Here is a 22,354-nt window from a genome sequence, read left to right on the forward strand (position 1 = left end):
AATGCTATTGTAGAGCAAGATTATGCTGAGCGCCAAGTCTGTCTTTGAATTGCGCCAGGCAACAGGCAAAGCCTCATATCATTTTGGGCTGTTAGACGGTATATCTTTCATACACCAGGCCGATTGCCAGTCAATTGGCCTGTCTTGATTTCCTGAAAGGAAACTCGATGACGCAATCCGCCACCGCTCAACCCGGCACGTTCTCCGTCTTTCGCAATCGCTCATTCACCCTGATGTGGACCGGCCAACTGATCTCCACCGCCGGCAGCGCCCTGACCTCGTTGGCCGCCGGTATCCTGGTGTATCGCCTCACCGGCTCAGCCCTGAGCGTGGGCCTGATGATGATGGCCACCGCCGTGCCGACTCTGTTTGTCGGCCTCATCGCCGGGGTGTTCGTGGATCGTTATGACCGCAAGCGGATCATGATCGCCGCCGACCTGATCCGCATGGTGCTGGTCTTTCTGATCCCGTTTCTGATCCCGCGCGGCATCGCCTGGCTTTACATCATCGTCGCCCTGGCCAGCGCCGTCGGGCAATTCTTCGACCCGGCCCATTCCAGCCTGCTGTCTGAGGTGGCCTCCGACGAAGAATTGGCCGCCGCCAATTCGATGATGACCATCAGTTCCATCGGCGCGCAAGCCATCGGCTTTGCCGCCTCCGGTTTCATCGCTTCTCAACTCGACATTGTCTGGGCGTTTTATATTGACGCCATCACTTTCATTTTCTCAGCGGCTTGCATCCTGTTGATTCGCGTTACGCCAGTCAAAGTGGAAGGCAAGACCACCATCGCCGTCGTGGCTCGCAACCTGGGCGCCGGGTTCAAGGTCATCACCGGCACGCCGAGTCTGCGCTCACTCTTTCTTGTCTACCTGCCCGTCTTCATCACCTTTGGCCTGAACAACGCCCTGCTCCTGCCCTTTGCCCGCCGCGCTCTAAACGCCGACGAGTTTGAGTACAGCCTCATCGAAGGCCTGTCCACCGTTGGTTTTGTAGTAGGCAGTTTTGTCATGGCCCGCCTGGGCGACCGGTTGCGCGAGGGCCAGTGGATCTCCATTAGTTTTCTGGGAATGGCGATCACGGGCATCATCTACTCACAGTTAACCTCAGTGCCGTTGGCAATTGTGGTGGGCGTGATAGCCGCCACTCTTAACGCGCCCTCGGTGGTCGGGCGGCAATTGATCATCCAGCGGCAAACGCCGCGTGAGGCTCGGGGCCGGGTGTTCAGCGCCTTTTTCGTCATGCGTGATACCATGTTTATGCTGGGCATGGCCGGCGCCGGGTTGGCCGACGTGATTGAAGTGCGAACGTTATTCTTGATCCAGGCTCTGGCCTTCCTCGTCGTCGGGTCGCTGGCGATCATCCTTCCAGGGCTGGGCCAGCCCGCCGCCGAGTGGAAGCGAGCCGTCAGCCTCCTGCGCGGGGCGAAAGCCTCGCCCCGGCTGGGGGTGGGCCGGGCGGCCTCGCTGGCCGATTTTGATCGTCTGGTAACGCACGTCTCCGCCTTGTCAAGCTTAAGCGCCAGGGAACGGGAAAGCCTGGCGGCTCAAACGTTGATAGCCGACGCGCCCGGCGGCACGGTCATTGTAGCCAAAGGCGAAACAAGCGACGCCGCCTATTTCATCCTCAGCGGCCAGGCCATTGCCGGTTACATCGAAGACGGCGACTATCAATTGCTGGAAGTGCTGAACCCGGGCGACTTCTTTGGCGAGATCGCCGCCCTGACCGGCATGTCGCGCACTGCCAACGTCATCACCGAAGGGGAGGCGACTGTGTTGAAGGTTCCGGCGGAAGCCTTGCGCACGATGACGCGCCACCCGCAGTTAAACCGCCTGTTCATCTCAAAGATGACCGAACGCATGGTGCGGATGAAGATGCTCGACCTGCCGCGCGGTGCCGGCCTGGATCAGCAAACCTTGCGCGAACTACGCACACCCGACCCGCAGGTCGTGGCCTGAGGCGGTTAAATGTTACGCTCGTTTTTCATTACCTTGAGAGCCTATTTGAAAATTGCTCTTAGCCTGCGTCCTCGCGGGCGTTCCCAACCGCGTCCCACCGGGATGCTTCGCGAAGGACGCGGTTGGGGAGCATTTATTAAACAGGCTCTGGGCAAGCCGGCAGTGAGGCATGTTGAAAGAAAAGGCTTGAATTTTGCCGGGATGTTTCCCGGCGAGACCCGTTTGGATGTACCATACTCGCAAATCATTAAACCGGATTGACGACATGAGCGACACTTCTTCAGCCGAACTGGAAGCCCTTCGCCGGCGCGTGGCCGAACTGGAAGCCCGCGAAGCCCAACTCAATGACGAACTCGCCATCCTCAACAGCATGGGCGAAGCCATGGCCAAGACGCTTGACGTCAAGACCGTCACCCGGATCGTCGGCGATAAAGTGCGGGACATCTTCAAAGCCGAAGTTACGGAAATCCTGCTTCTTGACACCGCAACCAACTTGATCCACGTGCCCTATTCCTATTATCGAAATTATCAGGAAGTCGAACCCTTTCCTTTCGGAAAGGGAATGACCTCCCGGGTGATTAAGACCCGCCAACCTCTCATTCTGGGGACGCTAAAGGAACAGATTAAATCTGGCGGCATCATGATTAACGAGGAAGATAAAACCGAGTCATACATGGGCGTGCCCATCATTGCCGGTGACAAGGTTTTAGGCGTAGCCAGCATCCAAAGCTATAAACAACGCGCTTTCGACGACAATCACCTGCGCCTCCTGCAAACGCTGTCGTCCAACATGGGCGTCGCCATTGAGAACGCGCGCCTCTTTGAAGCCGAGGGACAACGCAACGCCGAACTGGCTATCATCAACAGCGTGCAAGAGGGGCTGGCTTCGAAATTAGAGATGCAGGCAATTTACGACCTGCTCGGCGACAAAATTCGCGACATTTTCGACGCACAAGTGGTGGACATTGGTTTATATGACCGGGACGAAAATCTTTTGCATTTCCCGTACACCATTGAACGCGGCGCGCGCTTTCCCGATGAGCCGATGCAACTCATCGGTTACCGCAAGCATGTGATTGAAACGCGCCAGCCGCTGTTGATTAATCAAGACAGCATAGGCGCGGCGGCGCACTATGGGAATCCGATCGCAATTCAGGGCGAAGTGCCCAGGTCGCTTTTGTTTGTGCCGATGCTGGTCGGCGGCGAGGCCAAAGGCGTCATCTCCCTGCAAAACCTCGACCACGAAAATGCGTTCAGCGACTCGGATGTTAGCCTGCTGCAAACGCTGGCCAACAGCATGAGTGTGGCTCTGGAAAATGCCCGCCTGTTCGACGAAGTGCAAAAACAGAATCGAGAGATCACCGAAGCGCTGGAACAGCAAACCGCGACCAGCAACATCCTGCGAGTGATGGCCAGTTCACCCACTGACGTACAACCTGTTCTGAGTGTAATTGCCCAACACGCCGCCCCACTATGTGATGCTACTGATTCAGCCGTCTATCAATATGATGGCAATATGCTAGATCTGGTGGCATCCAATAATTTCACGCCCGAAGGGCTTGCAGAGATTCGACGTTCTTATCCACGCCCGTTGACTCGAGAGGGCGGGTTGTCGGCGCTCACTATTCTCGACCGTATGGTGTATCACGTGCCTGACGTGGACAACGATCCGCGCCTGCCTGAGCTAACACGCCGCTTTATCCAGGCCAATGGCCACAAAAGCCTTCTCTTTGTCCCTATGCTGCGGGATGGGAATGCCGTTGGGGCGCTCGCAGTTGCCACCCGCGAGCAAAAAATTTATAGCGAAAAACAGATCTCGCTCCTGCAAACTTTTGCCGACCAGGCCGTCATCGCCATCGAAAACGTCCGCCTGTTCAACGAGACGCAACGTTTGCTCCAGGCCGAGCAACAACGCGCCGGCGAGCTGGCTATCATCAACAGCGTGCAGGAAGGATTAGCGTCGAAACTGGATGTGCAGGCGATCTACGATCTGGTTGGCGACAAGATCCGCAATATCTTCCGTGCGCAGGGAACCGCTATCTATCTTTTCGACTATGAAGCAATGATTCAACAAACCCCTTATTGCTTCTTGAGAGAGCGCTTCATCATTGAAGATCATCATTTCTCTGAGATTGCGAACCTTGTCATTAGCACCGCGCAACCTAAAATATATCGAAACAACGCGGAATATCGCGCCCTCGGCGGTAAAGTCCTTGAAAACAGCGAAGAATTCAAGTCAGGCATGTACGTCCCGCTGATCGTCGGAAAAGAAATCAAGGGCATGATCGGCATTGCCAGCCTTGAAAAGGAAAATGCCTACAACGACTCAGACCTGCGCTTGCTCACTACGCTTGCCAACTCAATGAGCGTCGCGCTCGAAAACGCGCGTCTCTTCGACGAGACCCAGCGCCTGTTCAAAGCCGAGCAACAACGCGCCGCCGAGCTGGCTATCATCAACAAGGTGCAGGAGGAGTTGGCTTCCAAACTTGAGTTTCAGGGCATTGTTGATGTGGTTGGCGACAAGCTTCGCCATATCCTTGAAGCAGAAAGCTGTTATATCGCCATTTACAACCGGGAGGCACAACTTATCGAATTCCCTTATTGGAGCGATCTGGGAAAAAACCTGATCAATGTTGGCACGCTCAAGTATGGTGAAGGCATCACCTCACGAGTGCTCGAAACGGGAAAGCCGCTGGTCATGGGCACGGAGAAGGAAATGCTCGAACACGGCGCGGTCGGCCCGACGGCCGGGGCCGCCGTCGGCCAATCCTGGATCGGAGTCCCGATACGCATCGAAGAAAAAGTTCGCGGCGTTTTGGCGCTCTACCATGACACGAAACAGAACGCTTTTGGCGAGTCGGAATTGCGCCTGCTGACCACCCTGGCCAACAGCATGAGTGTGGCCCTCGAAAACGCGCGCCTTTTTGATGAAACCACACGCCTCTTCCAGGCTGAGCAACATCGGGCCGCCGAACTCGCCGTTATTAATAGCGTTCAGACTGCGCTTGCATCCAAACTGGATTTTCAGGGAGTGATTGACGCTGTCGGCGATAAGATTTGCGAAATTTTCTTGGGAGAAAGCGTAGGTATTGGCCTGGTAGATCGTGTTCAAGACACGGTCCGCTTCCTATATATTTTTGAACAGGGAAAACGATACCCCAATGCCGAATTCCCGCTCGGGTGGGGACTATCTTCCATTGTGATCAACACCCGTGAACCGCTCGTTATGAATTCAGACACCGCCCGCAAATCTGCTGAACTGGGCACTGTTTACCCAGCCGCGCAAAATGATCCGAAATCATGGTTGGGGATCCCGATTGTTGTGGGTGAAGATGCCCTGGGCGTGATCGTTTTGGAAAACTGGGATCGTGAAAACGCGTATCCAGAGGCAAAAGTAAGTTTAGTCCAAACGCTGGCCTCTAGCCTGGGCGTCGCGCTCGAAAACGCGCGCCTCTTCGACGAGACCCAGCGTCTATTTAAATCCGAGCAACAGCGCGCCGCCGAGTTGGCCGTCATCAACAGCATCCAGCAAGGTTTAGCCGCCGAGTTGAACTTCCAGGCCATCGTGGATCTGGTGGGCGACAAACTCCGCGAAGTGCTGGAGACGGGAGATATTGGCATCCGCTGGTACGACGAGCAGGCCAATCTCATTCATTATCTGTACGAATACGAGCATGGCGAGCGCCTGACCATCCCCTCCGCGCCGCCGAGAAACAAGGCCTGGTTCAAGCTGATTGAAACGCGCCAACCTATTGTGTTGAATACTCTGGCCGAAATGGCGGAGATGGGCGTGAGCCTGGTTCCAGGCACTGACCAGAGCAAGGCCATGGTCAACGTGCCCATCATCGGCAGTGACCGGGTCACCGGCTCCATCATCCTCGAAAACTACGAGCGCGAAAACGCCTTCGGCGACTCGGACGTGCGCCTCTTGAGCACCGTCGCCTCCAGCATGGGCGTGGCCCTCGAAAACGCCCGCCTCTTCGACGAGACCCAGCGCCGGGCACGCGAGACGGCGGCCCTGGCCGAAGTGGGCCGCGATGTCTCCTCTACCCTCGATCTCACCCTGGTGATGGAACGCATCGCCGCCCACGCCCGCGATTTGCTGAGCGCCGCCACCAGCGCCATCTTTTTGCCCGACTCTTCCGGCCAGGCTTTCAGAGCCATTGTCGCCCTCGGCCCCGACGCCGACGAAATCAAAGCCGATCACATTCATCTGGGCGAGGGCATCATTGGCGATCTGGCAAAGGGCGGCGCCGCCGAATTTATCAACGATGCCAACAAAGACCCGCGCGCCCGCACCATTCCCGGCACTCCCGACGAGGATAAAGAACGATTGATGGTGGCCCCGCTGTTGGCCGGGGAACGGGTCAGCGGCATGATGGCCGTCTGGCGCACGGGCGGCCATCCCTTCATCCAGTCCGAACTCGATTTCCTCGTCGGCCTGTCACAACAAGCGGCAGTTGCCATCGAAAACGCCCGCCTCTTCGCCGAAGCCCAGCACCGGACAGACGAGGCCACGACCCTGGCCGAGATCAGCCGCGAGATTTCGGCCACGCTTGATTTGCCCACCGTGTTGGAGCAGATCGCAGTCCGGGCGCAATCGGTGTTGCATGCCCGCGACGTGGTTCTAAGACTGCTGGAACCAGACGGCGACCTGCCCGTCGTCGTCGCCATTGGCAAGTTTGCCGACATCTACCGGTCGCGCACATTGCAGATTGGACATGGCATCACCGGCAGTGTCGCCCAGACCGGGGTGGCCGAAGTGGTTAACGACCCTCTGCACGATCCGCGTGTGGCCCGCGTTCCCGGCACCGACGAGGGCAACGAAGCCATCATTTTTTCGCCATTGACGGCGCGCGAAAAAGTGACCGGGGTCATGGTGGTCTGGCGCGACAAAACCCTGAACGGCCCGTTTACGCAATCGGAGCTTGACTTCACCATCGGCCTCTCACAACAGGCGGCCATCGCCATCGAAAACGCCCGCCTCTTCGCCGAGACTGACCAGCGCGCCGCCGAACTGGCCATCATCAACAACATCAGCCAGGCCCTGGCCTCGCAACTGGAAATGAATGTCGTGGTTGATCTGGTGGGCGAAAAACTTCGCGAAGTTTTCAAAGCCCAATACCTCTTCATTGCCTTGCACGACCGTGAGACCGACCTGATCCATTACCCCTATTTCTGGGAAGTGGATCGCCGGGTGATCAGCGAAGAACCCATCCCGTTCGGCCAGGGCCTCACCTCGCGCGTCCTCGAGTCGCGCCGGCCGCAACTGATCAACAACGACTGGGAGCGCCGAGCCAGAGGGCTGGGCGCGGTAGCCATGACCGGCGAAATGCCAAAGGCCTCGCTGAGCGTGCCGATCATGGTCGGCGAAACCGCCATTGGCGTGATCTCCCTCCAAAGCACCGAGCGCGAAAACCGCTTCGCCGACGCCGACGTGCGCCTGCTGACCACCATCGCCGCCACTGTCGGCGTGGCTCTCGAAAACGCCCGCCTCTTCAACGAAGCACAGGAAGCCCGCGCCGCCGCTGAGGCGGCCACCCAGGCCAAGTCCATCTTCCTGGCCAGCATGAGCCACGAGATTCGCACGCCTCTGCACGGCGTGATCGGCATGACCGGCCTGTTGCTCAACACCGAGCTAACGCCCGACCAGCGCGAGTTTGCCGAAACCATTCGCGCCAGCGGCGACGCCCTGCTCACCATCATCAACGACATCCTTGACTTCTCGAAAATCGAATCGGGCAAGATGGAACTGGAGCGCCAGACGCTGGATTTGCGCGACTGCGTGGAGAGCGCCCTCGACCTGGTGGCGACCAAAGCGGCAGAGAAGAAACTCGACCTGGCTTACGTCATCGAGCCGGACGTGCCGGCGGCCATCATTAGTGACGTGACCCGCCTGCGCCAGATTCTGCTCAACCTGTTGAGCAACGCCATCAAGTTCACCGAGGGCGGCGAAGTGGTGGTCAACGTCTCGAGCCGGGCGACCGAGGACGGGGCCGCCGCCTCTCACCGAGTCCCATTTGTCACCCTCCATTTTTCCGTCCGCGACACCGGCCTCGGCATCCCGCTCGACCGCGTTCACCGGCTCTTCCAATCATTCAGCCAGGTGGATGCTTCGACTTCGCGCAAATACGGCGGCACCGGGCTGGGCCTGGCCATCAGCAAACGCTTGAGCGAGTTGCTGGGCGGCGCGATGTGGGTGGAAAGCGACGGCGTGCCGGGCAAGGGGAGCACTTTCTATTTCACCATCCGCGCCGAACCGGCCCCGGCCCTGAAGCCGCGCCAGCACTTGGCCGGCGAGCAACCCCAGCTCCGCAACAAGCGCCTGCTGATGGTGGATGACAACGCCACCAACCGCCGCATTCTTACTCTGCAAGCCCAATCGTGGGGCATGATCGTCCGCGACACGGCCTCGCCGCTGGAAGCCCTGGCCTGGGTCAAGCAGGGCGAGGCCTTCGACGTTGCCGTTCTGGATGTCTATATGCCTGAGATAGACGGCATTACCCTGGCGGCGGAGATTCGCAAACACCGCGACGCCAAAATCCTGCCGCTCATCATGTTCTCGTCGCTGGGGCGGCGCGAGGCCGGGGTGGAAGCCGCCGATTTTGCGGCTTACCTCACCAAGCCCCTCAAGCAGTCGCAACTGTTTGACACCCTGGCCGCGCTCTTTGCCGGGGAGGCCGTTAAAATTCAAAAGCCGGCGGCCTCGAAGGCGCAAATTGACCCGGAGATGGCGACCCACTTGCCTTTGAGAATCCTGCTGGCCGAGGACAATGCCGTGAATCAAAAATTGTCGCTGCGCCTGCTGGCGCAAATGGGTTACCAGGCCGACCTGGCGGCGAACGGAATCGAAACGATTGAGGTTGTGGGGCGTCGGCAGTATGATGTTATTCTGATGGACGTGCAAATGCCGGAGATGGACGGGCTGGAAGCGACTCGCCGCATCCGAAACCTGTCGGGCCTCGGAGACCCGGCAGGTTTTAAGCAGCCGCGCATCATCGCCATGACGGCCAACGCCATGCAGGGCGACCGGGAGATGTGCCTGGCGGCGGGGATGGACGATTACATCTCCAAGCCCATTCGAATAGAAGAGCTAGTTGGAGCATTGAGTCAGTGCCGGCCATTTATTGAGGATTGAATTCAACATGCCTGAGTTGACAGTTTCAGAGACAGGGGCCGAAGCCCGTTTGAATCGTTGGGCGGTGAATATCGTCCGGGTGGTTTGGATCGCGCTGGCGCTTGTCTCCGTTGGCTGGCACATCGTTCGCTGGGGGCTGGCCCACGAGAAATTCACCCAACCCTGCCCGCCCGATCAGAGTCAGTGTTTCCCCACTCCGCGCGAAGTGGCGCTGACGGCTGAGATGGGTCTATCACTGGAAGTTTACGCCGCCGAGGACCTGATTGGCACCGTCGTCTTTTCCTTCGGCATGCTCGCCGTGGCCGCCTTTATCTTTTGGCTGAAGACCGACGATATCTTTGCCGTCATGATCGGCTTGATCCTATTGGTCTACTCGTTTGCCAATCGCGATGACCTGATCGCTCAAGCCCCGCTCGCATGGAAACTGGCTTTCCAGTTTCTATATGCCCTTGCCAACGGCATGTTAGGCGTCTTTCTCTACACCTTTCCCAACGGGCGCTTCAACCCGCGTTGGACGATGTGGGTGGCCTACGGCGGCGCGGTCTGGACGCTCTTCAAAGAATTAGTTATCACCTCCTTCCCCGTCACCTTCGGCCAGCCCGGCTTCGTCGGGTTTACCACCCTAATCGAAGGTGGATTGCAAATTTGCGTGGTCGCCGTGCTGGTGTATCGCTACCGCCGCGTGTTCAACACCGTCCAGCGCCAACAAACCAAATGGCTCATATTGGGCGTGGTCATGTTTGTGTTGATCGCGCTGGTTACAAGCCTGCTCGATGGCTTTGTCTTCGCCCAGCCCGGCCCGGAGCGCATCTGGTATCGCTTCCTCAGCGCCATCCCCTTCACCTTGTCCTTCCTTGTTCTCCCCCTCGCGCTCATGGTATCCATCCTGTTCCACAATTTGTGGGATGTTGATATTCTCATTAACCGCACCCTGGTCTACGGCGCGCTGACCAGCGCCCTGGGCATCGTTTACTTTGCCAGCGTGTTCGTCCTGCAAAGCGCGTTTCGGGCTTTCACCGGTCAAACGTCGGATGCGGCGATAGTCATTTCGACGCTGGTGATTGCCGCCCTATTCACGCCCGCCCGAGGCCGCATTCAAACGTTTATTGACCGCCGCTTTTACCGGGCGCGGGTGGATTTCCGCGAAACCTTCACCACCTTTGCCCGCGAAGTGCGGACTATCATTGATCTGCAAGAATTGCTCCGCACTCTCGTCACCCGCACCACCGGTTTGTTTCAGATCACTCACGGCGCCGTCTTGCTTCGCCGCGGCCACGACTATCAGTTGGCCGAGTCGCAAAATCTGCCCGACTCTTCCGAAACACGGCGGGCGCTCTACCTCTTGCAGGTGGCGTTGCATAAGCCGGAAGTGTCAATTGACCCCGGCTTGCTGGATCGTTTGCAAAGCGGGCTGACGGTTCTGCACCCCAAAGACAAGGAACTTAATCAGGTGTTTCATCTTCTGGTGCCATTGGTGGCTTCAAAATCTGCGAATGTGCTCGACACGGGGGGCGCGCTGATCGGGGTCTTGGCGCTCGGGTCGCGCCTTTCACATCAGGACTACTCCCGCGAGGATGAAACATTGTTGACGTTGCTGGCCGATCAGGCCGGGACGGCGCTTTACGTAGCCCAGTTGATTGACGCCAAGCACCACGAGAGCCGGGAAAAAGAAAGAGCCGAAGCCGCCAACCTGGCCAAGAGCACCTTTCTGGCTACGATGAGCCACGAGATTCGTACGCCCATGAACGGCATCATCGGCATGACCGGCCTTCTGCTCGACACCGAACTCACCGCCGATCAGCACGAGTTCACCGACACCATCCGCAACAGCGGCGAGGCCCTGCTCACCATCATCAACGACATTCTGGATTTCTCCAAGATCGAATCAGGCAAGATGGAATTGGAGAGCCAGCCCTTCGATTTGCGCGATTGCCTGGAGAGCGCCCTGGACCTGGTGGCGACCAAAGCGGCGGAGAAGAAGCTCGACCTGGCTTACGTCATCGAAGACAGCGCGCCTTCAACTATCGTCGGCGACGTGACCCGCCTGCGCCAGATTCTGCTCAACCTGTTGAGCAACGCTTTGAAGTTTACGGAGAAGGGGGAGGTCGTTGTGACGGTCAAGAGATCGGAGGCGAAGCATGGAGAATTAGAGAATTCTCCTGTCCTCCAATTCTCTATCCACGACACCGGCCTCGGTATTCCGCCCGACCGGCTCAACCGTCTCTTCCAATCGTTCAGCCAGGTGGACGCCTCGACCACGCGCAAGTACGGCGGCACCGGCCTGGGCCTGGCGATCAGCAAGCGCCTGAGCGAGTTGATGGGCGGCACAATGTGGGTGGAGAGCGCGGGCGTGCCCGGCAAAGGCTCAACCTTCCACTTTATGATCCGGGCGGAAGCCGCGCCAGAAGTAAAGCAACGCGAACACCTGAGCGGCGAGCAACCCTATCTGCGCGGCAAGCGCGTCCTCATCGTGGACGACAACGCCACCAACCGGCGTATTCTGACATTGCAAACACAGTCGTGGGGGATGATCCCCCGGGAGGCGGCTTTCCCGGTGGAGGCTCTGGCCTGGGTCCGGCAGGGTGAGCCGTTCGACATCGCCATTTTGGACATGAGTATGCCAGAGATGGACGGGGTGATGCTGGCCAACGAAATTCGCAAGCATCGCGACCCCAAAGCTCTGCCGCTCATCCTGTTCTCCTCGCTGGGCCGGCGCGAAGCAGGGGTTGATAGCTCGACATTTGCCGCTTATCTCACCAAACCGCTCAAACAATCGCAACTTTTTGATGCGCTGATCGGTGTATTTGTTGAAGGGGAAATAAAGATCAAAACCAAACCGGCAGGGGCGGCTAGCCCGAAGCCACAGTTGGATCCTGGCATGGCGGCGCGTCTGCCTCTGCGAATCCTGCTGGCCGAAGACAATGCCGTGAATCAGAAATTGGCCCTGCGGCTGTTATCGCAAATGGGCTACCGGGCCGACCTGGCCGGGAACGGCCTTGAGGCGATTGAGGCCGTTGAACGCCAGCAGTACGACGTGGTGCTGATGGATGTGCAGATGCCGGAGATGGACGGGCTGGAGGCGACCCGCAGTATTAGAAACCTGGGAGGCGTTTCGCAAACCCTCGCAGGTTTTAAGCAGCCGCGCATCATCGCCATGACGGCTAACGCCATGCAAGGCGACCGGGAGATTTGCCTTGAGGCCGGGATGGACGATTACATTACCAAGCCCATTCGCGTGGATGAACTGGTGGGAGCGTTGAGCCGGCGCCGGGTTTTGGAGTGAGGAAAATTTATGGCGGACGCTGAAGTCATTGATCGCGCGACCCTGAACAACCTGCTGGTTACAGTGGGCGACGACATGGATTTTTTTGACGACCTGATGAGCACTTTTTTTGACGACGCGCCCAAACTGCTGGGCGACATGCGCCGGGCGACAGAGACCGGCCAGGCCGAAGAACTGCGCCGGGCGGCCCACAGCCTCAAGTCGAATAGCGCCAACTTTGGCGCGACGGCGCTGACCGGGATGTGCAAAGAACTGGAAGAGCTTGGCAAGGGCGGCGTGACGGACGTGGACGACCGGCTGGCAAAAGCAGAGACCGAATATCACCGTGTCCGGGATGCTCTACAAACCCTTCGCGCCAGCGGACTGTAATTTCCTGCGAGCAGATTAAATGATGGCAACCGATCGCGGTCGTATCCTCGTCGTAGACGACAACAAGATCAATCGCATGTTGCTCACTCGCGCCCTGGCCGAGCAGGGGCACACCGCCTCCACGGCCGAGAACGGCCAGCAGGCGCTGGCCATGTTGCGGGCCGAACCGTTCGACGTGGTGCTGCTCGACATTTTGATGCCCGAACTGGACGGCTACGAGACGCTGGCTCAGATCAAACACGACAACGCCCTGCGGCACATTCCGGTGATCATGATCTCGGCCGTGGACGAACTGGACAGCGTGCTCCGGTGCATCGAAATGGGGGCCACCGACTATTTGCCCAAGCCGTTCAACGCCGGCCTGCTTCAGGCCCGCATCAATTCATCGCTGGCCGGCAAACGCCTGCGCGACCTGGAACTCGAATATCTGGAACAGGTGGGCTACGTGGCCGACGCGGCGGCGGCGGTGGAAGCCAGCCAGTTCCAGACCGAGAGCCTGGACAACGTTGCGGCCCGGTCGGACGCCCTGGGGCGGCTGGCCCGCGTCTTTCAACGCATGGCCGGCGAAGTGTACGCTCGCGAGCAACGGCTTAAACTACAACTGCAACAACTGCGGCTGGACATGGAAGAGCACCAGCGGGCGGCCGGGGAAACCGTCTCTGTTTACATTCCGATGGATCGCCGGCACGCGCTGGCGAGCGGCCAGCTCCTGCCCAACCGCGCTCACGGCGCCACCCTCTTCGCCGACATCTCCGGCTTCACCCCCCTCACCGAATCGCTGGCGCAGGAACTTGGCCTGCAACGCGGCGTGGAAGAACTGACCCGGCAACTCAACCAGGTCTTTGGCGCGCTGGTGGAAGAAGTGCATCGTTACGGCGGCAGTGTCATCAGCTTCAGCGGCGACGCCATTGCCTGCTGGTTCAACGCCGACGACGGGTTGTGCGCCACAGCCTGCGCCCTGGCAATGCAAACGGCCATGCGCCAGTTCGAGACGATCCAGACGCCGGCCGGAACGTCAATCTCAGTCGTCATCAAAGTGGCAGTGGTGGCCGGCCCGGTGCGGCGCTTTTTGGTGGGCGACCCGCAAATCCGGCAGATGGAAGTGCTGGCCGGGCAGTTGCTGAATGATCTGGCGCTGGGCGAGCACCAGGCCAAACGCGGTGAAGTGCTGGTGGATGAATCCATCACCACTCGGACGGGCGACAAGATGGACGTTGCCGAATGGCGAAAAGATGAAGCGACCGGGAAACGGTTCGCGGTAGTGACCGGCCTGCCCCCGGGGGTGACCGCCGCCCCGTGGCCGGCGCTCCCACCCGATTCCATCTCCGATTCTCAAGCCCGGCCCTGGTTATTGGCCGCCGTCTACGAAAAAGTGCGCGGCGGCAAGAGCGAATTTTTATCCGAATTACGCCCGGCGGTAGCCCTGTTGCTCAAGTACGACGATCTTGACTACGACAACGACGATGAAGCCGGAGACAAGCTGGATGCATTTGTGCGCTGGGCGCAGTCGGTGGTGGCCCGTTACGACGGCGCGTTTTTGCAGTTGACGATGGGCGACAAAGGCAGTTATCTGTACGTGTCGTTTGGCGCGCCAGTGGCGCATTACGACGATGCAGTCCGGGCCGTGAACGCCGCGCAGGAACTTCTATCACCGCCGCCCGAACTCGGCTTCATTCACGGGATTCAAATTGGCCTGGCGCAGGGGCAAATGCGGGCCGGCGCTTACGGCGGCGTGGCCCACCGGACTTACGGTGTGCTTGGCGACAAGACCAACCTGGCGGCGCGGCTGATGATGGCGGCGACGGACGGCATTTTGTGCGACGAGGCGGTTTACCGAGCGGCTCAGGGGCAGGTGGAGTTTGTGGCCTTGCCTCCGATCATTGTCAAAGGCAAGACTCAACCCGTCCCTGTTTATCGCCCGGTCGGAGAAAAGAAGCGAGTCGAAAGCGCCATTGATCGTTTGTCGCCGGCCCAGCAATTGACTCTCAAAGTTGCCAGCGTGATTGGGCGACTGGTGAAGCTTGATCTACTGCGCGATATTTACCCGGTTGAGGCCGACAAACCGCAACTGGCCGAGCACCTGCAAGCACTGGAAGGACACAACCTGCTGGCCCGGCTGTTGTCGGGCGACGCGCTTGAGTTGGCCTATCAATTCCACGATGAGGCCGCTCAGGAGGTTGCTTACAATTTGATGTTGTTTGCCCAGCGCCGACAACTGCACCGGGCCATCGCCGAATGGCACGAGCAGACCTACGCCGCCGACCTTTCGCCGCACTATCCGCTGTTGGCGCATCACTGGGCCAAAGCCGAAGACGTGGCCAAAGCCGTTCACTATTTGGAAAAGGCCGGCGAGCAGGCGCGACAGCAGGGCGCTTACCAGGAAGCTCTAGCCTACTTCAACGAGTCGCTGACGCTCGACAAGCAAGCCTCGGTGATGGGCAATTCGCTCGACCACCCTGCCGACCCGGCCCAAGCCGCCACTTAGGGCGGTTTCCTAATTGATTCTGCATCTTGCCTTCCTCCGCAGTTTCGTGTTAAACTGCGCCCACATCTTACTGAAAGGAGGCGCGCCACATGACAAGCAGGTATCTCAACATTAGTTTTGCGGGTCAACCCACCCATCATCCCGGCGCGCCTGGAGGCTGAGTCTTTCTTGCCTTTGTGTCGTTTGAATTTACGGCCACAGTTGCGCTTCCGCACTGTGGCCGTTTTATTTTTTTGGTTTTAGAGCGATGTCAACAAATACCTTCAACTTCAAAATAACCCTCTCCAAGAATCGGTTCGTCGGGCTGTGGCGGGCGCTGGCCGAGTTCCGCCCGGTGTACGCCGGGGCGGCCCTGTTTCTGGGGCTGTCCACTATTGCCAAGACGGCCACCTTCTTCCTCATCCGCTATCTGGTAGATGATGTCCTGGCCCGCTCGACGATGATGAGTCTGTTGCCCTGGGTGGCGCTGGGCTTCGTCGGGCTGGCGCTGGCCGAGGGCGTCTTCACCTTCCTCAGCGGGCGGCTGGCCTCGCGCACGGCGGAAGGCATTGCCCTGCGCCTGCGCAACTACCTGTTCGACCACATCCAGCGGCTCTCGTTCACCTACCACGACCGCACACCCACCGGCGACCTGATCCAGCGCGCCACCTCGGACGTGGACGCCGTCCGCCGCTTCTTTGCCGAGCAGGCCGTCGGCGTGGGCCGCATCGTCCTCCTCTTTGCCATCAACTGGATCGCCTTGTGGAGCCTCAACGTTCAACTGGCGCTGTTCTCGGTTCTGGTTGTGCCGCTGGTGGTGATCATGTCGGTCTTCTTCTTCAAGCGCGTGTCGAAAGTTTACGAGGCCTATCAGGAGCAGGATTCCAAACTGTCCACGACGTTGCAGGAAAACCTGACCGGCGTGCGGGTGGTGAAGGCTTTTGCCCGCCAGGCTTACGAACGCGACAAGTTCGAGCGCGACAACTGGGAGAAGTTCGTGCGCGGCAAACGACTGCTCATCATGCACTCGCTCTTTTGGCCGGTAGCCGACATTTTGTGCAACGGGCAGATGCTGGCCGGGTTCACCGTCGGCGCGATCATGACCATCAACCGCGCCATCACCCTCGGCGACTACCTGGCCTACATGGGCCTGGTGGTGCAGTTGATCTGGCCGATGCGTGAGTTGGGCCGCCTTATCGTGCAGGCTTCCACCGGCCTTGTTTCTTACAACCGCTTGATGGAAGTCGTGCGTGAGGAGCGCGAGCCGCTGGACCTGGGCGAGCACCGGCCCGTGGCCGGGAGCCGGGTGCGAGGCAAGCTGGAATTTAACGAGGTCGGCTTTGAGTACGAAGCCGCTCACCGGGTGTTGAAAAATATCTCTTTCACTGTTGAGCCGGGCCGGGTGGTGGCTCTGCTCGGCCCGACCGGCTCCGGGAAAACGTCGCTCGTCAACCTCCTGCCGCGTTTCTACGATTACAACGCTGGCAGTCTCCGGCTCGACGGCGTGGAACTGAAAGATTATCCGCGCCAGTTTCTGCGCCAGCAGATCGGCATCGTGGAGCAGGAGCCGTTTCTCTTTTCGCGCACCCTGCGCGAGAACATCACTTACGGCGTGGGCCGCGAAGTGACCGACGCCGAAGTGGAAGCGGCGGCGCGGGCGGCGGCCATCCATGACGTGATTTTAAGTTTCCCTGCCGGCTACAACACGCTGGTGGGCGAAAAAGGGATCACGCTCTCCGGCGGCCAGAAGCAGAGGGTGGCGATTGCTCGCACCTTGTTGAAAGACCCGCGCATTCTGATCCTCGACGACTCGACCTCGGCGGTGGATACCGAAACCGAGGCCGCCATCCGTGAAGCGCTGGAAAGGTTGATGCAGGGCCGCACCACGTTCATCATCGCCCACCGCATCCAGAGCGTGATGAGCGCCGACTTGATCCTGGTGCTGGAAGGCGGGCGCATCGCCCAGCGCGGCAACCACGAGGAACTACTGGCGCAGGATGGACTCTACCGGCGCATCTACGATTTGCAGGCGCAGATCGAGGTGGAGGTGCAGAAGGAAGTGGATGTGTTCGCCGAGGCGGCTGAACCGGAGATCGAAGCCGAGGCGGCGCTGGTCTAGTCATAGTTGAGGTAACTACTCACGAGGCAGGAAATTGGAACGCAGATTACGCAGACGCTTCGCGCGCAGATTGTCGCAGATATTTTTTGAAAAAATCAGCGAAGATCAGCGTTCGTGAAGCATCCACGTTTATCTGCGTTCTATCAGTGGCCTGTGCGTAGTTGCTGGGGAACAAGAAATGTCTCACCTTGAATTTGAAGAAGAGGATTTTGAAGCCGCCGTCAGTGGCCGGACGATTCGCCGGATGTTGGGCCTCACCCTGCCGCACTGGCCGTGGCTGGCCGGGTTCGTGGCCCTGGTGGCGCTGGTGGCCGCCCAGGACGGCGCCTTCAACTTTCTCAAGAAGCAGATTATTGACCGGGGCATCACCCCCGGCGACACTCGCGCTTTGATCACAGTGGTGGCGATTTACGGCGGCATGGCCGTCGTGCAGGCGGCGGCTGTTTTGGGATTCATCTACCTGGCCGGCATTCTGGCCGAGCGCGTTCAATACGATCTACGCAAACGGATGTTCAACCACTTGCAGGAGTTGTCGTTCTCGTATTTTGACCGGACGCCGGTCGGCTGGATCATGTCGCGCCTGACCTCGGACACCGGCCACATCGCCGACTTGATCACCTGGGGCCTGCTCGACGTGGTCTGGGCGATCATGAGCATCACCACCGCCTCGGCCTTCATGATTTACCTGAACTGGAAGCTGGGCCTGATGGTCTTTCTGATCATCCCGGTGCTGGTTCTGGTGGCGGCCCGATTCCAGACTCTGTTGCGGCACGAGTACCGGGCAGTTCGCAAGATCAACTCGCGCATCACCGGCGCTTACAACGAAACCATCTCCGGCATCCGGGTAGTGAAGGCCCTCAACCGCGAAGAAACCAATCTGGACGAGTTCGCCGCCCTCACCGGCCAGATGTATCACGCCTCGTTTCGCGCCGCCTGGCTGTCGGCGCTCTTTCTGCCGGTGGTGCAGTTCCTCAGCGCCCTGGCCCTGAGCAGTGTGGCCTGGTACGGCGGCTGGCAGGTCTCGCTCGGCGGGATGACGGTCGGCGACTTGCAGGCCTTCATCGGTTACATCGCCTTCATGCTCTGGCCGGTGCAAGACCTGGCCCGGGTGTACGCCGAACTGCAACACGCGGTGGCCTCCGCCGAGCGCAGCTTCTCGCTCATTGACACCCGGCCGGAGGTGGTGGATCGCGACGACGCGCACGATCCGGGAACCTTGCGCGGTGACATTGAGTTCGATAACGTGGAGTTTTACTACCAGTCGGGCAAGCCGGTTCTGAAGGATTTCAGCCTCCGGGTGAAACAAGGCGAGACGATTGCCCTGGTGGGGCCGACCGGCGGCGGCAAGTCCACCATCGTCAACCTGTTGTGCCGGTTCTACGAGCCGAAGCGCGGGACGATTCGCATCGGCGGCCACGACACCACCGGCTTGTCCCTGCACGCCATCCAATCGCGAATCGGCATGGTGTTACAGACACCGCATTTGTTTTCGGGAACCGCGCGCGAGAACATTCGCTACGGGCGGTTGGGCGCGAGCGACTCCGAGATCGAAGAGGCGGCCCGCGTCGCCGGCGCGCACGATTTTATCGCCACGCTTGAGAAAGGCTACGAGGCTGAAGTGGGCGAGGGCGGCAATCTGCTCTCGGTGGGCCAGAAGCAGTTGATCAGCCTGGCGCGGGCGGTGCTGGCCCGGCCCGACATCTTCATCATGGACGAGGCCACCAGTTCGGTGGACACGCTGACCGAGGCCCTGATTCAACGCGGCATGGAGCGGCTGATGAAAGGCCGCACCAGTTTTGTGATCGCTCATCGTCTCTCGACGATCAAACGGGCCGACCGGATTCTGGTGATCGAAAACGGCGGCATCTCGGAAGCCGGGTCGCACGCCGAACTGCTTCGCCAGCGCGGCCACTACTATCAACTGTACACCCGCCAGTTCCGGCGGGCTTTGGAACGTGAGTATCGGCTGGGAGAGATGACGGGAAGGGTGGAGGTGGGAAGTTAGAGGGTGGGGCAGAGGATTAGAGGATTGGAGAATTGAAGGTCAGCAAGTCAGCAAGTTCACAATTGACGAAGTTACCCACCGTAGTTACAATCTGATACATGAGATTTGAATGGGATGAAGCCAAACGACTCGTCAACATCGAGAAGCAATGAAGAAAAACTCTACTTCGAGGAAATCGGGTACTAACCTGAAACGACTGGATGCCATGACGGATTCCGATATTGACTTTTCGGATATTCCTGAAGTCACGCCCGAAATGTTTGCCAAGGGCGTTGTCCGGCGTGGTCTCCAGCCAATTACGAAACGGCAACTTACCTTGCGGCTCGACAGCGATGTGATTGAGTGGTTCAAGAAGCAGGGAAGCGGCTACCAAACCAAGATGAATGCTTTGTTGCGTGCCTATATGAAAGAACACGACAAAGCCGCCGGTTCGCAACCACGAGCCGTAACACGTCGGGGTTAATCCACTGCGCCTGGATAGCCCGCCCAGCCGGGTAGGCGGGGCGCTTTGCTGCGCCCCAGCCCTCAGAACCGGGCGTGACGCCAAGCGTCTCGCTTCACCTGCAGTGGCGCTCAAGCCTTGAACACCCTAACGCCAGTTGTCTGTCCGAAAGGCCATTTATCTTAAAGAATCGGTTTTTCTTCTTGACACGTCTGCCAGTATGCCGTATACTACGACAAATAGAACAAAAGTTCGACATGAAAATCTCTACTTCCGGCAGACTCACCATCCTTCTCGGCAAACAGCAAGCCGCCACCGGCGAGCGGCTCACGCTCCGCAAGTTGGCGCACCAGGCCAATGTCCCCAAAGACTTTGTCTACCGGCTGGATTCCGGCGAAGCGCGTTATATTGATCTCGATGCGCTGGGGCGCTTGTGCGCCGCCCTCAACTGCCGCATCGAAGACATTCTTCTCTGGGACGCCGATGGCCGCCAACCCGTTTGACGTTCTGCCCGTCAACCTCTTCAACCTGTTCAGCACTCAGGGCTATACCACCCTGCAGCGCCATTACATGGCCATCCTGCTCCGCCTGTATTCGCTGGCCGAGTTCAACCGCTTCGGCCTGACTCGCGAGACGGTCATTGCCGAGATCGTGGATTATTTGAAAACGGCGGGCGCCGAGGCGGAGATCGCCGCCGAGATGGAAGCCGCCGATTCCGAGACGGACTCCCCCTCCCTCACCGGCCAGAAAACCGAACACGATTACGCGGCCTACCTTCTTCGTCGCCTGGCCGACACCGGCTGGGTCGAGCGCGAACAACACGCCGACTACACCGAAACCATCACTCTGCCCGACTACGCCTTCACCCTGTTGGAAGCCTTGCGAGTGGTGCAGGAACAGAAGCCGCGCGAGTTCAGCGGCCAGCTTTACACCGCCCATCAACTGCTGGCCGGTTCGCGCAACAAAGACTTCTCGCCGGCGCTGGCCCTCACTCAGGCTTACGAAAACGTGCGGCAGGTGGTGCGCGGCCTCAACGAACTCAACCAGAACATCCGCCGCTACATCGAACGGGCCACCCGCGGGCGCGACCCGGCCGAGCTTCTGCGATTGCAGTTCGACGATTACGCGCAAACGCTTGGCCCGGCCTATCACGCCCTCAAAACTTCCGACCATGTTTCGCGCTACCGGCGTGACATCGTAGCCAAGCTGGGATCGTGGGCGCGCAACCGCGACTGGCTCGAAAACACCGCCGCCGAGTTGGCCGCCCAGGGACGCTACACCCCCGCTCAGGCCGAGCAGGAGATCAGCCACGCCATCCAGTTCATCATCCATCAACTGGAGAGCCTCGACCCTCTGCTCGAAGAAATTGACCGCCGCCACGCGCAATACTTGCGAACTTCTCTCCGGCAGATTCGCTATCAACTGATCAGCGCCGACGGCAGTTTCAAGGAGCGGCTGGTTTCGCTGGGGCGCGGGCTGGCGGCGATGCAGAGCGAGGGCGAATTTTTTTTGCCGGACGAGATGCCGTATCCTCAACTTCATCCGGTGCGCGAGCCGGACCTGCACAGCTTCTACACCCCGCCTCAGCGCCGCGCGCCGTTCACCCCGGTGGCCCTTGTTTCTCCGGCCCTCACTCCGGGTGAATTGGCCACCTTGCGCGCTGACACTCTGCAAGATGTAACCCAGGCCCTCACGCCCGACAAGGTCAACCGCTACGTTCTCGGATTCTTCAACGGCCACCGCCACCTGCACGTCTCCGAACTCCCGCCTGAAGTCACCGCCGACCTGCACTTGCTAACCACCATCATCGCCTACGGCCACCATCCCGAAGTGAGTTACGGAATTGAAGTGGTTGACGGCGACCCCGTCCAACTCGGCCTCTATCGTGTCGTTCCCTTCCAATTTTCCAAGCTTTAACGCCATGGCCCTCGAAACAACCGTCCTGCCCGGCCTCACCGATCTCCCCGACAAAGCCCGCCGCGACCTGCCGCGGGTGGTCAACCGCCTGTTGGGAGAGACTTTCCTGTATCAGGACGTGGAAGAGGACAAGGACGATTATTATTTTGTCCATCGCTACCGCCCGGTTGTCGAAAGCGCCGTCAACCTGGCCGGCTTCAATCTTTTGCACGACGACTACCACCGCATCTTTCAGGCCGTCTCCGAGTTCAGTTATTGCCGCGCACACTACCGGCTGGACGAAACATTGATGATCGTCGTTCTGCGCAAGCTGTACGAGGAACACATGGAACGCCTCAGCCTGGCCAACGATCCAGTGGTCACCGTGAGTGAAGTGCGCGAAGAATATCGGGCCATCACCGGCAAGGAACGCGATCTGGGCATCGTCCAGTACGAAACCATCCTGCGCAAGTTGCGGACGATGGGATTGGTGGAGGCGCTCGACGGCAAGACGATTGACGTGCGCAACGGAGAGACTCGCCTGCGCTTGCGCGGCTCGGTGAAATTGATCTTGCCGGTGAAAACGGCGGGTGAGATGGAAGCCTGGGTGAAGAAGTACCAAAAGGTGGAAAAGGAAGAGGAGGAAGTTGAGTAGTCGAGTAGTCAAGCAGTCGGGTGGTCAA

General features: G+C 59.3%; 12 protein-coding genes. All 12 read left to right on the forward strand.

The genetic code is table 11. The features are described 5' to 3' along the window. Positions 1-167: 167 nt before the first annotated feature. The 12 genes from HYZ49_12285 to HYZ49_12340 all read left to right on the forward strand — a co-directional run bounded on the left by HYZ49_12285 (position 168) and on the right by HYZ49_12340 (position 22,326). A complete protein-coding gene (locus HYZ49_12285) occupies positions 168-1,955 on the forward strand; it encodes an MFS transporter (GenBank protein MBI3243062.1) in 1,788 nt (595 codons plus the stop codon). Between the two features lie 9 nt (positions 1,956-1,964). Further along, the gene (locus HYZ49_12290; protein ID MBI3243063.1) at positions 1,965-2,216 is read left to right on the forward strand and encodes a hypothetical protein; all 252 of its coding nucleotides are present in this window, start codon (positions 1,965-1,967) and stop codon (positions 2,214-2,216) included. A gap of 4 nt (positions 2,217-2,220) precedes the next feature. After that, positions 2,221-9,093, forward strand: coding sequence for a GAF domain-containing protein (locus tag HYZ49_12295; protein ID MBI3243064.1), 6,873 nt, complete (start codon positions 2,221-2,223; stop codon positions 9,091-9,093). Positions 9,094-9,100: 7 nt separating this feature from the next. Further along, a complete protein-coding gene (locus tag HYZ49_12300) occupies positions 9,101-12,376 on the forward strand; it encodes a response regulator (protein ID MBI3243065.1) in 3,276 nt (1,091 codons plus the stop codon). Positions 12,377-12,385: 9 nt separating this feature from the next. Continuing rightward, positions 12,386-12,745 (forward strand): Hpt domain-containing protein, encoded by a 360-nt coding sequence (locus HYZ49_12305; GenBank protein ID MBI3243066.1) that lies wholly within the window; start codon positions 12,386-12,388, stop codon positions 12,743-12,745. A gap of 22 nt (positions 12,746-12,767) precedes the next feature. After that, a complete protein-coding gene (locus HYZ49_12310; GenBank protein MBI3243067.1) occupies positions 12,768-15,230 on the forward strand; it encodes a response regulator in 2,463 nt (820 codons plus the stop codon). A 247-nt stretch (positions 15,231-15,477) separates the two neighbouring features. Continuing rightward, positions 15,478-17,328, forward strand: coding sequence for an ABC transporter ATP-binding protein (locus tag HYZ49_12315; protein MBI3243068.1), 1,851 nt, complete (start codon positions 15,478-15,480; stop codon positions 17,326-17,328). A gap of 178 nt (positions 17,329-17,506) precedes the next feature. After that, complete coding sequence (locus tag HYZ49_12320) at positions 17,507-19,333, forward strand: ABC transporter ATP-binding protein (GenBank protein ID MBI3243069.1); 1,827 nt, start codon at positions 17,507-17,509, stop codon at positions 19,331-19,333. Between the two features lie 205 nt (positions 19,334-19,538). Continuing rightward, on the forward strand, positions 19,539-19,796 hold the full coding sequence (locus tag HYZ49_12325; protein ID MBI3243070.1) for a BrnA antitoxin family protein: 258 nt from the start codon (positions 19,539-19,541) through the stop codon (positions 19,794-19,796). Between the two features lie 236 nt (positions 19,797-20,032). Continuing rightward, entirely contained in the window at positions 20,033-20,278 is a 246-nt protein-coding gene (locus HYZ49_12330; GenBank protein ID MBI3243071.1) for a helix-turn-helix transcriptional regulator, read from the forward strand. After that, on the forward strand, positions 20,259-21,692 hold the full coding sequence (locus HYZ49_12335; protein MBI3243072.1) for a hypothetical protein: 1,434 nt from the start codon (positions 20,259-20,261) through the stop codon (positions 21,690-21,692). The genes HYZ49_12330 and HYZ49_12335 overlap by 20 nt, the downstream gene beginning before the upstream one ends. 4 nt (positions 21,693-21,696) lie before the next feature. Beyond that, complete coding sequence (locus HYZ49_12340) at positions 21,697-22,326, forward strand: DUF4194 domain-containing protein (GenBank protein MBI3243073.1); 630 nt, start codon at positions 21,697-21,699, stop codon at positions 22,324-22,326. The last annotated feature ends 28 nt before the right edge of the window (positions 22,327-22,354 follow it).

Source organism: Chloroflexota bacterium, assembly GCA_016197225.1.
Taxonomy (GTDB): Bacteria; Chloroflexota; Anaerolineae; order Anaerolineales; family VGOW01; genus VGOW01.

Bases quoted from the DNA above. Each gene is read 5' to 3' on its own strand.
- HYZ49_12310 (MBI3243067.1), top strand. From the start codon at position 12,768: ATGGCAACCGATCGCGGTCGTATCCTCGTCGTAGACGACAACAAGATC.
- HYZ49_12335 (MBI3243072.1), top strand. From the start codon at position 20,259: ATGGCCGCCAACCCGTTTGACGTTCTGCCCGTCAACCTCTTCAACCTG.
- HYZ49_12285 (MBI3243062.1), top strand. From the start codon at position 168: ATGACGCAATCCGCCACCGCTCAACCCGGCACGTTCTCCGTCTTTCGC.
- HYZ49_12315 (MBI3243068.1), top strand. From the start codon at position 15,478: ATGTCAACAAATACCTTCAACTTCAAAATAACCCTCTCCAAGAATCGG.
- HYZ49_12300 (MBI3243065.1), top strand. From the start codon at position 9,101: ATGCCTGAGTTGACAGTTTCAGAGACAGGGGCCGAAGCCCGTTTGAAT.
- HYZ49_12340 (MBI3243073.1), top strand. From the start codon at position 21,697: ATGGCCCTCGAAACAACCGTCCTGCCCGGCCTCACCGATCTCCCCGAC.
- HYZ49_12295 (MBI3243064.1), top strand. From the start codon at position 2,221: ATGAGCGACACTTCTTCAGCCGAACTGGAAGCCCTTCGCCGGCGCGTG.
- HYZ49_12290 (MBI3243063.1), top strand. From the start codon at position 1,965: ATGTTACGCTCGTTTTTCATTACCTTGAGAGCCTATTTGAAAATTGCT.
- HYZ49_12320 (MBI3243069.1), top strand. From the start codon at position 17,507: ATGTCTCACCTTGAATTTGAAGAAGAGGATTTTGAAGCCGCCGTCAGT.
- HYZ49_12325 (MBI3243070.1), top strand. From the start codon at position 19,539: ATGACGGATTCCGATATTGACTTTTCGGATATTCCTGAAGTCACGCCC.
- HYZ49_12330 (MBI3243071.1), top strand. From the start codon at position 20,033: ATGAAAATCTCTACTTCCGGCAGACTCACCATCCTTCTCGGCAAACAG.
- HYZ49_12305 (MBI3243066.1), top strand. From the start codon at position 12,386: ATGGCGGACGCTGAAGTCATTGATCGCGCGACCCTGAACAACCTGCTG.